This is a genomic window from Occallatibacter sp., from assembly GCF_049582745.1.
Lineage (GTDB): Bacteria > Acidobacteriota > Terriglobia > Terriglobales > Acidobacteriaceae > Telmatobacter.
The window spans coordinates 1-14,015 of record NZ_JBAUUO010000116.1; the positions used below are offsets into that span (position 1 = coordinate 1).

The window sequence follows — 14,015 nt, forward strand, 5'->3', positions numbered from 1 at the left end:
CCAATCCTAGTCATCCGCAAGATGGCGGAGCTGTCTCCGGTGCCGGTCATCCGAGCGACGGCGGAGTCGTCGCCGATCCCGGACATCCACACGATGGCGGAGTCGCCGCCCACTCAGAACATTCACATGGGGGCGGTGCCAACTCCGGCGCCGGTCATCCGAGCGACGGCGGAGTCGTCGCCGATCCCGGACATCCACACGATGGCGGAGTCGCCGCCCACTCGGAACATTCACATGGGGGCGGTGCCAGCTCTAGCGCTAGTCACCCGAGCGACGGTGGAGTTATCGCCGATCCCGGACATCCACACGATGGCGGAGTCCCCGCCGACCCGGGGCACCATCACGGCGCGGCGGCAGCCCATCATGACAACGGCACGGTCACGTCTGATCCGGGTCACCAACACGACGCCGGGGCGGCTGCCCATGCCTCTCACAACGATGCCGTCTCAGCTACGCACCATGACGCGGCTCACGATCACGACGCGGCCTCTGTGTCACATTTTTGACAAGGAGAACCATGCCTTCTATGCCTGGAAGCTACGACCCGAACGAGGGACTTCGCCTGTTCGACGCAGGCAGGCGCGACGATGCCGAGCGAGTTTTTCGCGAGGTCATTCTCGATGGAGATTCCACTGGTGCCGGGCACTATGGCATGGCGCTCATTCACTTGGTCCGCCAAGAGCAGGAGCAGGCGCGAAGACATCTCTTGACTAGCATCCGCATCGAGCCGAACCATGCGCACGCCAATTTTTACCTAGGCAATATAAGTCGCGATGGTGGCAACACGGCAGAGGCGGTGCGGCTGTACCGCCGTGCCCTTGAGATCAACCCCGGCCACGTAGGCGCCCGGCGGGCGCTCGATTCTCTGCCCTCAACGACCGATTCATACGCTTCGGCGTACGCTCCGGCCTCGCCCGCCCCGCCTCCAATCTCGACGCCGATTTCACAACCCCCTGTTGGGTTCGCGCCGCCTGTCAACGAAACGATCTCCGGGAACGACCTGTACGCGCTGCTTCGTCGCAGCCGCGAACCGGTAGAAATTGAAATCTCACAGCACCTAGATACGATCGCTTCCATCATCGGTTTCCGGAAGCGCAGGTTAAGCGCCTATCTCGGCAGCTTCATCAGCATGACATTGCTCTGGCTGGTCGCCGCAGTGGTGATTGTGGTCGCTCTTAGGGCCCCAGTAGCGGCACTCGCAATTTTTCTAATTTGGCTGGTTTCGATCATTATCAAATGCGTCACCATCCGCAGCGTGAACCTATCAATCGATCGCGATTGGTTGGTCATCAAGACGGGAGTCCTAAGCACACACAAAAACCAGCTCAACACATTTATGGCTTCGCGCGCCCAGGTGAGTATCCATCGCAGTCTGCTGAATCGCATGACCAACAATGGGACAATTATCCTCTTGGGCGAGGCGGAACCCGGCAAATACCCGCCCTCTTCTTTGACGCTGCTTGGATTTTTCACGCGCGAAGAGTTGGATACGCTCTCGTCTGCCTTTCGCCGTCTAAGCCTGTTGCAGCCCGTGACCCGAGATATCCAGAATGCCATCGGTCTCCTTAAGAATATCCGTTCGGGAAACAACTAGAGTGAAGACCCAATGCTGTGACGTGTTTGTGACGTTCAGGTTCAATTGCCCCCAACTTCGCCAACATATCCAACCTGACGAAGCTCTCCTTCCGTGCGGGCGTTTGAATAGTACGCTAATGTTTTCAGTGGGTTGCGCTGGTTGAGCGCGAAGATTCCGGCAAAACTCATAATCCCTTGGTTGGGGGTTCGAATCCCTCCGGGCCCACCAGAGCGCTTCCTCGCTTTCTCCGGTTCGTCAGGGCACTTTTTCCCAATCGCGCCCATCGCCGCACCCAACGTTCCCGACCGTATACTCAAGCCAGCGCATGTCGACTCGACTGGACAAAATTCTCGACACAACGCGAGCCACCATCGCCGTAGCCAAAGCACGTGTGCCGCTCGCAGAACTCGAGCGCAAGGCAAGCCTTCATCAGCCGCGCGGCTGGGCTGCGGTCCTTCGCCGGCGTTCCCTGTCCGAGCCGGCCATCATTGCCGAAATCAAAAAAGCTTCACCAACAAAAGGACTGATCCGCGAAGACTTCGATGTAGCGTGGCTCGCCAGCAGATATCAGGACGGCGGCGCTGCCGCGCTCTCCGTCCTGACCGACGAACCCTACTTTCAGGGAAGCTTGCGCAACCTCGAGATCGCATCTGCCGCAACCAACCTCCCATGCTTGCGCAAAGACTTCACCGTCGATGAGTACCAGATACTCGAAGCGCGCGCACACTGCGCCGACGCCATTCTCCTCATTGCCGCAGCGCTCACCAGCGCTGAGCTCAAGCGATTCGCCGTCGCGGCCCACGAGCAGTCACTCGATGTCCTCGTCGAAGTCCACACTGCCAATGAGCTCGACGTCGTGCTCGATACGCTGGGCAACAACGGGGCCGACGCCATCGGCGTTAACAATCGCGACCTCAAGACATTCGAAGTGCGCATGGAAACATCTCTCGAACTCGTTGATCGCATTCCACCCAACGTCGTTCGCGTTGCTGAAAGTGGCATTGCAACTTCAGAGGACATCGATCGTCTACGAACTGCCGGCTTCCACGCATTCCTCATCGGCGAGAGCTTGATGCGCCATCCCGCCCCTGGGGCTGCTCTTTCCGCCTTGCTCGCGGGTTCCAAAGTCGTCCGATGAGCCTTTGGATCAAAATCTGCGGCAACACTTCGCTCGAAGATGCCATGCTCGCCGCTGAAGCCGGCGCCGACGCCCTCGGGTTCGTCTTCGCTCCCAGTCCACGTCGGGTCACCCACCAGCACGTCGCTAAAATCGTTCAGAACCTGCCCACCACGATCGAGAAAATCGGAGTCTTCGTCGATGCAACCTTCGAAGAAATCGAAGCAATCGTCCTAGCCTGCAACCTCAGCGGGGTTCAATTGCAGTTTGAACCGAAACCAGAGATTCCGTCCCAATTACGTGACAAGTTCGGTCCCAATCTCCGCATCTTGCGGACGCTGCACTTTAGTCCAGGCATCGTCGCACAAGCCGCCTCTCTCGCTTCAGACAGGAACATAGACGCGCTCCTGGTCGACTCTCGCACTGCCGCCGCCGTCGGTGGAACCGGCATCGCCTTCGATTGGAATACCGCTGCCGACGCGCTCTTTGGAAACCTCGACTTCCCCCATAAGCTCATAGCCGCCGGCGGCCTCACCCCCGACAACGTGTCCGAAGCCATCGCGACACTTCGCCCCTGGGGCGTCGACGTGGTGTCCGGCGTAGAATCGGCCCCCAGTCACAAGTCCCCTGAAAAAGTTTGCGCCTTCGTTGCGCAGGCGCGGGCTGCAGCCGCCAACTTCAAGTCCGCAACCTGACCGAACCCTCCACTCGGCCCTCTTCCACTACTCCGAGTAAACTGAAAGTGAACATCTCACCCCCCCAGCAACCAGCAGGAGGCCGGCCCATGGCATCAGTGATCCTTCCATCCGCCCCATCGGAGTCGCGTCCGGGGCGCTTCGGCATTTACGGTGGCCGCTACGTCCCCGAGACGCTGATGGCCGCGCTGCTCGAACTCGAGCACGAATACGAGATCGCGAAAGCCGATGCCGCATTCCAGTCCGAACTCGCTTCCCTCCTCAAGGACTTCGCCGGCCGCCCCACACCTCTCTACTTCGCCAAGCGACTGACGGAAGAACTCGGCGGCGCCAAGATCTACCTCAAGCGCGAAGACCTGCTCCACACCGGCGCCCACAAAATCAACAACGCCCTTGGCCAGGGACTTCTGGCGAAGCGCATGGGCAAGAAGCGCATCATCGCCGAAACAGGCGCAGGCCAGCACGGCGTCGCTACCGCCACTGTCTGCGCGCTGCTCGGCATGGAATGCGTCATCTACATGGGAGACGTCGACATGGAGCGCCAGGAGCTCAATGTCCTCCGCATGCGCCTGCTCGGGGCAGAAGTCCGCGGCGTTTCCTCCGGATCCAAGACGCTCAAAGACGCCATCAGCGAAGCCATGCGCGACTGGGTCACCAATGTCCGCACGACGCATTATTTGTTGGGCAGCGCGCTCGGCGCGCATCCATATCCCACCATGGTGCGCGATTTTCACCGCTGCATCAGCCGCGAAATGAAGCAACAGATCCTCGAGAAAGAGGGTCGCCTGCCCACCGCAGTCATTGCTTGCGTCGGCGGCGGATCGAATGCAATTGGAGCTTTTTACGAATTCATTCCCGATCGCGATGTACGGCTGATCGGCGTCGAAGCCGGCGGCAGGGGCACCGAGCTCGGCGAACACGCAGCACGATTCAGCGGCGGTGTCCCTGGAGTTCTGCAAGGCACATTCTCCTACGTGCTGCAGGACGAAAACGGACAGATCGCCGAAACGCACTCCGTCTCTGCCGGGTTGGACTATGCCTCCATCGGTCCCGAGCACGCCGCTCTGCACGACTCCGGCCGTGCCGAGTACGTCTCGCAGGATGACGCGGCCACGCTCGATGCCGTTGTGAAGCTGGCGCGGACCGAAGGCATTCTGCCCGCACTTGAAAGCGCGCACGCCGTTGCCGAGTGTTTGCGCATCGCTCCTTCGTTCTCGCCGCGTGACATACTGATAGTGAACCTCTCCGGACGCGGCGATAAGGACATGGGCATCCTGGCGCGCGAACTGAAAATCCAGGGAGCGTAACCGACTTCAATGGCGCTTAGCTTCAGCCACAAACCAGGCCTCGTCGTCTATTTGACGGCCGGCGATCCCAGCATCGAAATCACGCGCGACATCGCGCTCGCCGCAATCGATGCCGGTGCTGACGTGATTGAACTCGGCGTCCCCTTCAGCGATCCCCTGGCCGATGGCCCCGTAATCCAGCGCGCCAGCGAACGTGCCGTGGCTCGCGGAACCAGCATGGCCGGTGTGCTGAGAATCGCCGGCGAAATTCGCGCTGCACGGCTCAGTGCCGGCCTCGTGATCTTCACGTATCTCAATCCCGTTTTGCGCTATGGCTTTTCTCGATTCGCCGATGACGCGGCAGCGGCAGGCGCAGACGGCGTTCTGATCATCGACATGATTGTTGAAGAAGCCGGGGAGTATCTGTCTCAGATGAATCGCGTCGGACTCGCTCCGATCTTTCTGGCCGCACCCACCAGTCCCGACGACCGTCTCGATGCCATCGCCACACACGCCAGAGGTTTCATCTACGCCATTTCGCGCGTCGGCATTACCGGCAAGCAGCAAAGCATGACATCTGATGCGGCCGCTCTCGTCGCCCGCATTCGCCGATGGACCGGACCGGCTGGCGTTGGGCTGCCGGTGGCCGTCGGATTCGGCATCTCCACTCCCGAGCATGTTGCCCAGGTGGCGGAATTCGCGGATGCCGCGGTCATCGGCAGCGCAATTGTGGAGCTGATCGAGCGGTCTGCCCCTGATGCGGCGCCCGAAACTGTTGCCCGATTTATCAAGGGTCTGCGTCTGCCCCAGGCGGCGCTGACCCGGTGAGAGAGACAGCCCTCAGCTTTCAGCCGTCAGCTTGTGGACGGCAGATTCGGCCGCATTACGCTCGCATCGGCAGGATAGAGCTGAAAGCTGATAACTGAAAGCTGACAGCTCAAACGAGGATGGAATGACGCTGGAAGAATTGCGGAATCAAATTGATGTTCTGGACCGCCAGCTCGTGGAACTGCTGAGCGAGCGGGCTCGCGCCGCGTTGATGATCGGTCATCTCAAAGTCGCGACCTCCCTGCCGGTCTATGAGCCGGCTCGCGAAAAAGTCATCTACGCCAACGTGCGCGCCGCCAACAAGGGCCCCTTGCCCGACATCGAGTTGACGCATATCTACGAGCGCATCATCGACGTGATGCGGGCATTGCAGAGGAACGAGTTGGCTTCAGAGAGAAATGCCCTCAAGGGCCAAGACACTGGCGCCCCGCCACCCCAGCAACAAGCACCTGTTGCCGGGGACCGCGGAGCCGCGCCCGAGACAGGGAACGAAAAATGATTGTTGCAATGCAGGAGAGGGCCACCGAAGAACAGATTGACTTCGTCATTGAAGCGATGGTCGAAGCAGGAGTCGGCGTTCATCGCACCACAGGCGCAACCCAGACCATCCTTGCCGGCGTAGGCCCCACGGCGACTATCGACCTCACAAAGTTCGAGAATCTGCCGGGAGTGCTTCACGTTCACCGCATCAGTTCGCCCTACAAGTTGGCCGGCAGAGGCTTCCGCCCTGAAGGTACCGTCATTGAATTCGCCAACGGCGTTAGGCTCGGCGGCGAACAGGTCGTTGTGATGGCCGGTCCGTGCTCCATCGAAGATGAAGCGCAGATCTTCGAGACTGCAAAGCGCGTAAAAGCTGCGGGAGCCACATTCCTTCGCGGGGGTGCTTACAAGCCACGCAGTTCGCCTTATTCTTTTCAGGGCATGGGCATTCCTGGGCTGAAGCTCATGCACGATGCCGCCCGCGCCAACGGTCTTCTCGTCGTCAGCGAGGTCATGGAGATCGCGCAGATCGAGCCCATGCTTGGTCTTGTCGACTGCTTCCAGGTGGGTGCGCGCAACATGCAGAACTTCAACCTACTCCGCGAACTGGGCGCTGCGCGCAAGCCGGTTCTGCTCAAGCGCGGAATTGCCGCCACCATCGAAGAGCTGCTCCTCTCCAGCGAATACATCATGTCCGGCGGCAACTACGACGTCATCCTCTGCGAGCGCGGCATCCGCACCTACGAAACCGCCACGCGCAATACGATGGACATCTCCGCCATTCCCGTCGTCAAGAAGTTTTCGCATCTTCCCATCGTCGGCGATCCGTCGCATGGCACCGGCCATCGCGAAATGGTCGCACCTATGGCGCGCGCCGCCGTCGCCGCCGGAGCCGACGGCATCCTCGTCGAAGTTCATCCCAATGCGGACAAAGCTACCTCCGATGCCGCGCAGACACTGTACCCAGATCAGTTTGAGAAGCTCATAGTGGAGCTGCGCGTCATCGCCAGGGCGGTTGGCCGCACACTCTAGGGCGGATCTTTGCAGAGGGGATGACGAAGGAAGTAGCGTTTGAGCCGCTGGAAGGACCGGGCAATGACGTCGTGAACGAGCAGGTCGATAAGGCTTATCGTGGCAGCACGTATCGGAAGCCGATGATCGGCGAGCGGGCTCGGGCGGAGACGGTCGTGCCTGTCTCGTGAAGTGAGTCTGAAGTCGTTGACAGAAAACGGGAAAGCCCAAAAACAGATTCTTCGCTCACCACCCCAAACTGAACGGCGTTTGAGGCCCCGTTCCCTCGAGAATGACACCGTTCAAGATGGAAATGGTTCTATGGGGAGAATATCAGGGACCGTTCCGTCACAAAATGCTGCCGAGCCGCTACAAAAAGGTTTTAGCAGCGTTTTAGTCGATATAATTCTTGCGAGTTTCTGCAGGGAGAAATCCTGAACGGAACAGCCTTGCGGAACGTATGATTTTCAAGGGTAGATCAGTGAAGCCATGCATATTGTCTTCTGTCGTCCGCGGAAGTCGGGGCGCAGCGCTGAAGTTCTTTTGTTCTTTCGCTTTCATCGCTCTCATCGGGCCACGCATTGCAGCCGGTCACGCGGCCGCGCAGGAGGCGAAGTCGACTGCGGTCCAGGCTGCCTGGAGCGGGGTGCTGCGCAACGCAGGCGGCGCGCCGATTGCCGATGGGCGCGTGACGCTGTCGTCGGGCAAGAGCAAGGCCGAGGGTCGCACGGGGGCGGACGGACGGTTCCTGCTGCCGCTGTTGCCTGCGGGGAGCTATCACCTGACGGTTGCCGCGCAAGCCAGCACGGTGGAGAGACTGCAGCCTGTGGAACTGACGGCGAATACTCCGGAGGCGCTTCTGACGCTGTCGGGGCGCGGCGAGCTGACGGTGGCCACGCTTCAGAATAAGACCCAGGCGGGCACGGGCGGCGAGGAGCTTTCAAGCCAGGCGGTGAGCGAGTTGCCGCTGAACAAGCGGGACTTCAGCACGCTGCTGCTGCTGGCGGCGGGGACGATGACGGACGCCAATGGCGCGACGAACTTTACGGCGCAGTTTGCGATCAACGGGCAGCGCGGCGTAGAGGCGACGTTTGCCATGGACGGGGCGGACATCAGCGATCCGGAAATGGGCGGGGCGACGTTCTCGAACTTCAACGTGGATGCGGTGGAAGGGATTGACTCGAGTTCGGGATGGCTGCCGGCGGAGATTGGACGGGGCGCGGCGGGTTTCACGAATATCCATACCCGATCAGGTGCGAGCGGATTTCATGGATCGTTTTTTGAGTTTGTGCGGAACTCTTCATTCGATGCGCGGAACTATTTCGATCATCCGACGCCGGCGTATCCGGGGCGAATTCCGCCGTTTCGGAGGAACGAGTTTGGGTTCACGAATGGCGGGCCGGTATACATTCCGCATGTGTACGACGGACGCAAGCGGACTTTTTATTTCACGCAGTACCAGGGATTCCGGCAGGTGCTGGGGACGACGCAGGTGATGCCGGTGCCGGCAGCTTACGAGCATCCTGACAATGAAGCGAACCCCTGCCGGCCGAACGTTTGCGACGCCGTGACGTTTACGAATGCAGACGGATCGAAGACGAAGGATACTCTCAGCATTCCTGTGAATCCGTCGATTGCGGCGATTGTGGCGCGGTATCCGCTGCCTAACTACGCCGCCGGCACCTACGGCGACCGGACCTATGCGACCGCGTCGAAGGTGGTCACCAACGCCAACCAGTTTTCGCTGCGCATCGATCATCGATTTACAGACAAGGATCAGTTCCTTGCGCGTTTCAATCTCAATAACCTGAGCGGGCCTACGACGAATCCCGACCAGACGGCGATCGATCCAAAGTTTGGTATCGAATACGTGGATCGGCAACGGAACGTACTGGGAACTTATACGCACACGGTGTCACCGCGACTGGTTTTCGAATCGACGATCAGCATTGTTCGTTCGACGCCCGGGTTTCCGACCACTGACTATACCGACCCGACGATCACGTTTAAAGACGGGTTGTTCGAAGCATTCAACGCGGCGGGCGGATCGGTGATGCAGGCTTACGGCAACCTGTTCCAGGGGCGCGAGAACGTCTCCTATACACGGGGCAATCACGCTTTCAAGGCGGGCGCTGAAGTTCGTATTAATCGCGATACCACTTACTTCGGCATCGGACCGAACGGCGATTACGATTTTGGGAGCGGTCCCGCTTACTATACGGGCGAGACCACTATCCACTCCAGCAGCGGCATGCACGACGTAGCCCCTGGGGGACTTTTGCCCGACACGCTCTCGGCATTTCTTGCCGGCAATGCATTTTCTTATTCTGTAGCGATTGCCACGCCCGGCATCTCGGGTGGCGAGCACATCGGTCCGGCGGCCATCAGCCGCAACAATGTGAGCGCCAACGCGCAGGACACGTGGAAGATCACTCCGCGATTGACCATTGATTTCGGGCTTCGCTGGGACCTTTATGGGCCGATCACCGAGCGCGCACATCGAACGTCCGCGTTTCGAACGATCAATGGCAAGCAGGATTTTGTCATCAATCCGCAGCCCGGGTATGAGACCAACTGGTACGCCTTTGAGCCGCGCGTGCAGGTTGCATGGCAAGCAACGAACAAAATAACGGCGCACGCAGGCGCCGGCGTGATGGTGATTCCGCCGAATATCTGGCAGGATAACTTCCTGACTGGCTCGACTCCTTATGTGGTGTATCCACGCGTAGTGGCGACGCAGAGCGCGCCCATCAGCTATGGATTCCAGGTGACGCCGGACCAGTTGCCGCGGGTTTACACGGCATCAGGTCAGGATGTGTTTGCAAAGTGGAAGGACACGCAGATTCCGTCGAATACGGTGATGGATGTCGACCGTTATGAGAAGGATCTCGCGGTGCTGACTCATCAATTCGGTACGCTGAACCTGAGCGGCATAGACGCGAAGTTCGACAACGCGACGATGTACACCTGGACGCTGGGGCTGGAGCGCAAATTCGGCAATCTGACGGCCGATGCGGCCTATGTGGGAACGGCAAGCGCGCATCTGCCGCACTACACATTCCCGAACGCATTTGCAGGAGCATCGCCGGGCTTCGCGCCGTATACGGAATTCGACGATAGCGGCAATGCCATCGGCGGCTTCGGCGTTGAGAACATTATTGCCGCCAACTCCCACTCGACATATCACGCCCTGCAAACATCTCTATCGGGCACGGTGGGGCACGGCGGTCCGGGTATCCAGGCAAGTTATACCTGGGGCAAATCCATCGACGACACGAGCTTCGTTCTTGCGGGAACCGGAGCCACCGGGGCGGTGGCGGCGGGAACTGCGCAGAACCCGTTCGACGATCATCCGGAAAAAGGGCCGTCGGCATTCGATGTTACGCACGGCTTTGGATTGAGCATCGCGCAAGATCTGCATCTCGAATCCGTGAATTTTCTGCGGCCGATCAGCCGGAAGGTGACGGATGGTTGGGAGATGCTGAGCATTTCAAGCATAAGTTCCGGGTCGCCATTTACGGTGTATTCCGGAATTCAGCAGACCGGATATGGGGCGGGAGGCGTGGATCGGCCTGATCAGATCGCCAAACCGCAACTTTCGACCGCGCGCAAGGTGCGGGAAGACTACTTTGGGGACGGCGACAACAACGGATCGGACTTCTTTTCAGTTCCCGTGCACATTCCGGGTGGGACTGGTCCGAACCAGGGGCGACTTGGAACGCTGGGGCGGAACACACTCCGCGGCCCGGCTTTCTATAATTTCGACTTCGCCTTCATCAAGGACACGCCTTTCGGCCGGCGCAAATCCGGTGCCGAGCGGATGGATCTGCAATTCCGGTCGGAGTTCTTCAACCTTTTCAATATTGTGACGATGGGGATGCCGTCGAACACTTTGCAGGTAAACCAGACGACCGGCGAAATTCTCACCGGCACCGGCTTTGGGAAGATCAGCCGGACGGCGGGGAATTCGAGGCAGATTCAGTTCTCGCTGAAGCTGATCTACTAAAAGCGCTTCGCGCCGGGCCGACTGCAGCGTTGCCCCGCCACTTCTCTGCTATAAAGGACTGGCGCTCCCCCAGCCTTGCGCTTCATAGATTTGCACGCTGCAGCGACGTATCAAGATTCGCGATTCGCGTAACTCCGGGAGGATCCATGAAACTCATTTCGCGTTTGGCTCGCCTGGTTGCAGTGGCGGTTGCGCTCAGTTGCAGCGCGAGCCTTGCCGATGCGCAACAGAGCGTCAAGTCCACTGCGCATCCTGCCTTCGATATGACCGTGGTGAAGCCGGAGACGGTCGGCTTCTCATCGGAGGGGCTGGAGCGCCTGCACCAGTTCATGCAGCAGGCAGTCGATCAGAAACAGGTTGCGGGCATCGTGACCATCCTGGCGCGCCACGGCAAGGTTGTTGACTACAGCGCCTATGGATATCGCGATATGGCCGCCGGCGCGCCGATGACGAAGGACGTGATCTTCCGCGACTTCTCAATGACAAAGCCGGTAACCGGCGTGGCCATGATGATTCTCTACCAGCAGGGCAAGTGGGAGCCGTCGGATCCGATTGCGAAGTTCATTCCGGAGTTTGCGCACCTCAAGGTCTACAAGGGCGTGGATTCGAGCGGAAACATGATCCTCACGGATCCTGATCATCCCCCTACGATGCGGGAGTTGATGAGTCACACAGCGGGGTTCACGTACGGCTTTTTTGGCGATACGCCGGTGGACAAGATGTATCGGGACGCCAACCTGCTGGCCTCGGCAAATCTGCAGGAATTTGTCGAGAAGCTGGCGAAGATTCCGCTGCTCTATCAGCCGGGGCAGGGCTGGACTTACAGCATGTCGATGGATGTGGAGGGATACATTGTCGAAAAGCTCTCCGGCAAATCGTTGCCCGATTTTTTCCGCGACAACATCTTTACGCCGCTGGGCATGCGCGATGCGGGATTCTACGTTCCGGCAGACAAGCGGGGTCGATTCACAGTGCTCTATCGAACTGGCACCAACGGAGAACTGGTTGCCGATTCGAGCGCCAGCCGCAGGTCGGGCGATTATGATGCGCAGCCTCCGATGCCCTCGGGCGGCGGCGGCATGGTATCAACGGCTGAAGATTACTTTCGCTTTGCAAGCATGCTGCTGAATGAAGGCGAACTGGACGGCAAACGGATCATTGCGCCGGCGACAGTGAAGCTGATGATGACGAACCACGTGCCCGCGGAGTTGCGGACCGGCAAATTCGGAATCGGCAATGCCGTGATGCGGCCGGGGTTTGGATATGGCTACAACGGCGCGGTTGAGTTTAATCCGGCAGAGGCGAACCTGCCCGACGGCAGAGGAACGTATCAGTGGGATGGCGCGGCAGGCACATGGTTCTGGGTCGATCCCACGAACGACGTTGTTTTCGTTGGAATGATCCAGCGGATGCTGGGGCCGGCAAGCCCGCCGCTTGAATACGGCAGCCGGCAGGTTGTGTACGGGGCGCTGGTGGACCCGTCGAAGTAGGTGACCGGCAGCGAGAATTATTCCTTCAGCAGGTCGAGTGCCATGGCGGTCATCGCGGTCACACCAGTTTGAATTGTTGGCGCGTAGACCGGCGCAAACAATGGAGAGTGCGGACCCGGCAGCGGCACGCCGATTTCAACCGCGTGTGCCAGCTTAGTTGGATCGGCGGCGCCGAGGCGGAACATCATTGCCGGAATTTTTCCATCGAGCGAAAAGAGGCCGACATCCTCGGAACCCATGACGGAATCTGCGGGATCCACGTGATCGGCTCCAAGGGTACTGATTGCGACTTTGCGCATGCGTTCGGTTAATGTAGGATCGTTTGCTTCGACGGGAGTGATCTCGGTGGCGCTCACGGTCACGATGGGCATGCGGTCCTGCGGAACGCCGTAGCCCATGGCGATACCGTCCGCGGTGCGACGCACGTCGGCGATGATCTGATCGCGAACCTTGTCGGAATAGGTGCGCAGCGTAAGCCCCATTGTGACTTCTTCAGGGATGATGTTGCGCTTCGCACCGCCGTGAATCATGCCGACTGTGAGCACTGCCGGTTGCTGTGGATCGATCTGGCGCGCGACGATGGTTTGCGCAAGGACGACGAATTCGGCGGCCATCAGCACCGGGTCTTTGCTGAGCTGGGGCGCGGAGCCGTGCGCACCCACTCCGCGCATGGTTACGTCGATGCTGGTGGAACTGGCAAGCATGGGACCGCTCTTGAGAGCGACGCTGCCTGCGGCGTGGGTGGAGTCGTCGTGTTCAGAGAGAACAAAATCGGGCTTGCCGAAGCGCTCATACAATCCGTCTGCGAGCATGGCGCGCGCGCCGTCGATGGTTTCCTCAGAGGGCTGGCCGATCAGCATCAGCGTTCCGTGCCACTGGCTCTTGCGGTCTGCCATTTCATGGGCAACGCCGAGCAGAACGGTCATGTGGATGTCGTGACCGCAGGCGTGCATCACGCCTACGTCCTGGCCCTGCGCGTTCGTCGAGCGAACAGTCGAGGCGTAGTCGAGGCCGGTCTTCTCGACGACAGGCAAGGCGTCCATATCGGAGCGAATGAGCAGACGCGGACCGACGCCATTCTGCAAGATCGCCACCACGCCGTATGCCTGCGAGCCATCAGCGTATTTGCCTATGCGCTCGGTGACGGTGTAGCCGAGCTTGCGCAGCTCGGCGGCGAGAAGTGCGGAGGTCTTCTCCTCGTGATGCGAAAGCTCGGGATTGCGATGGAGATGTTTGTAGGTCTCGGAGAGGGACGGCAACTGCTTTGCGGCGGAGGCTGCGAGATCGGAGGGTGTGCTCTGCGCGATGGGGGGAAGGGCAGCGATGGTGATTGCAGCCAGCGTGATGACGGGTCGAATCATCGGTCCAGAAAACAATGTGGGCCTCCACGAGAATCGTTGGAATCTTTGGGTCAGCCTAACATGCCGAATCGTCGGGGGTGACAGATGGACTTCTGCAAAGTGGACGCACTTCCTATTGCATTCCCATAGAAACAGGCGTACATTGCTCCTATTGCTTGGCAAGAG

12 protein-coding genes are annotated in these 14,015 nt (G+C 59.7%); 11 read left to right on the top strand and 1 reads right to left on the bottom strand.

Features of this window, described 5'->3' with window-relative positions:
- The 11 genes from WCA10_RS16985 to WCA10_RS17035 all read left to right on the top strand — a co-directional run.
- A partial coding sequence (locus WCA10_RS16985) for a hypothetical protein (RefSeq protein ID WP_472823701.1) occupies positions 1 to 506 on the top strand: 506 nt, incomplete at its 5' end.
- A gap of 11 nt (positions 507 to 517) precedes the next feature.
- Positions 518 to 1,594, top strand: coding sequence for a tetratricopeptide repeat protein (locus WCA10_RS16990; protein WP_472823702.1), 1,077 nt, complete (start codon positions 518 to 520; stop codon positions 1,592 to 1,594).
- 307 nt (positions 1,595 to 1,901) lie between these two features.
- Positions 1,902 to 2,714 carry an indole-3-glycerol phosphate synthase TrpC gene (gene trpC / locus WCA10_RS16995; RefSeq protein WP_472823703.1) on the top strand — a complete coding sequence of 271 codons (813 nt, stop codon included), beginning with the start codon at positions 1,902 to 1,904 and terminating at the stop codon, positions 2,712 to 2,714.
- Positions 2,711 to 3,388 (top strand): phosphoribosylanthranilate isomerase, encoded by a 678-nt coding sequence (locus WCA10_RS17000; RefSeq protein ID WP_472823704.1) that lies wholly within the window; start codon positions 2,711 to 2,713, stop codon positions 3,386 to 3,388. The genes trpC and WCA10_RS17000 overlap by 4 nt, the downstream gene beginning before the upstream one ends.
- A gap of 89 nt (positions 3,389 to 3,477) precedes the next feature.
- Positions 3,478 to 4,695, top strand: coding sequence for a tryptophan synthase subunit beta (gene trpB, locus WCA10_RS17005; RefSeq protein ID WP_472823705.1), 1,218 nt, complete (start codon positions 3,478 to 3,480; stop codon positions 4,693 to 4,695).
- A gap of 9 nt (positions 4,696 to 4,704) precedes the next feature.
- Positions 4,705 to 5,502, top strand: a complete 798-nt coding sequence (gene trpA / locus WCA10_RS17010; RefSeq protein WP_472823706.1) for a tryptophan synthase subunit alpha — start codon at positions 4,705 to 4,707, stop codon at positions 5,500 to 5,502.
- Positions 5,503 to 5,626: 124 nt separating this feature from the next.
- Complete coding sequence (locus tag WCA10_RS17015; protein ID WP_472823707.1) at positions 5,627 to 6,001, top strand: chorismate mutase; 375 nt, start codon at positions 5,627 to 5,629, stop codon at positions 5,999 to 6,001.
- Positions 5,998 to 7,014, top strand: coding sequence for a 3-deoxy-7-phosphoheptulonate synthase (gene aroF / locus WCA10_RS17020; RefSeq protein ID WP_472823708.1), 1,017 nt, complete (start codon positions 5,998 to 6,000; stop codon positions 7,012 to 7,014). The genes WCA10_RS17015 and aroF overlap by 4 nt, the downstream gene beginning before the upstream one ends.
- Before the next feature lie 20 nt (positions 7,015 to 7,034).
- Positions 7,035 to 7,184 (top strand): hypothetical protein, encoded by a 150-nt coding sequence (locus WCA10_RS17025; protein ID WP_472823709.1) that lies wholly within the window; start codon positions 7,035 to 7,037, stop codon positions 7,182 to 7,184.
- A 305-nt stretch (positions 7,185 to 7,489) separates the two neighbouring features.
- A complete protein-coding gene (locus tag WCA10_RS17030) occupies positions 7,490 to 10,999 on the top strand; it encodes an outer membrane beta-barrel protein (RefSeq protein WP_472823710.1) in 3,510 nt (1,169 codons plus the stop codon).
- Positions 11,000 to 11,145: 146 nt separating this feature from the next.
- Positions 11,146 to 12,489 carry a serine hydrolase domain-containing protein gene (locus WCA10_RS17035; RefSeq protein WP_472823711.1) on the top strand — a complete coding sequence of 448 codons (1,344 nt, stop codon included), beginning with the start codon at positions 11,146 to 11,148 and terminating at the stop codon, positions 12,487 to 12,489.
- 17 nt (positions 12,490 to 12,506) lie between these two features.
- On the opposite strand, the gene WCA10_RS17040 is transcribed toward WCA10_RS17035, so the two are convergent.
- Entirely contained in the window at positions 12,507 to 13,865 is a 1,359-nt protein-coding gene (locus tag WCA10_RS17040) for an amidohydrolase (protein WP_472823712.1), read from the bottom strand.
- Positions 13,866 to 14,015: the final 150 nt, after the last annotated feature.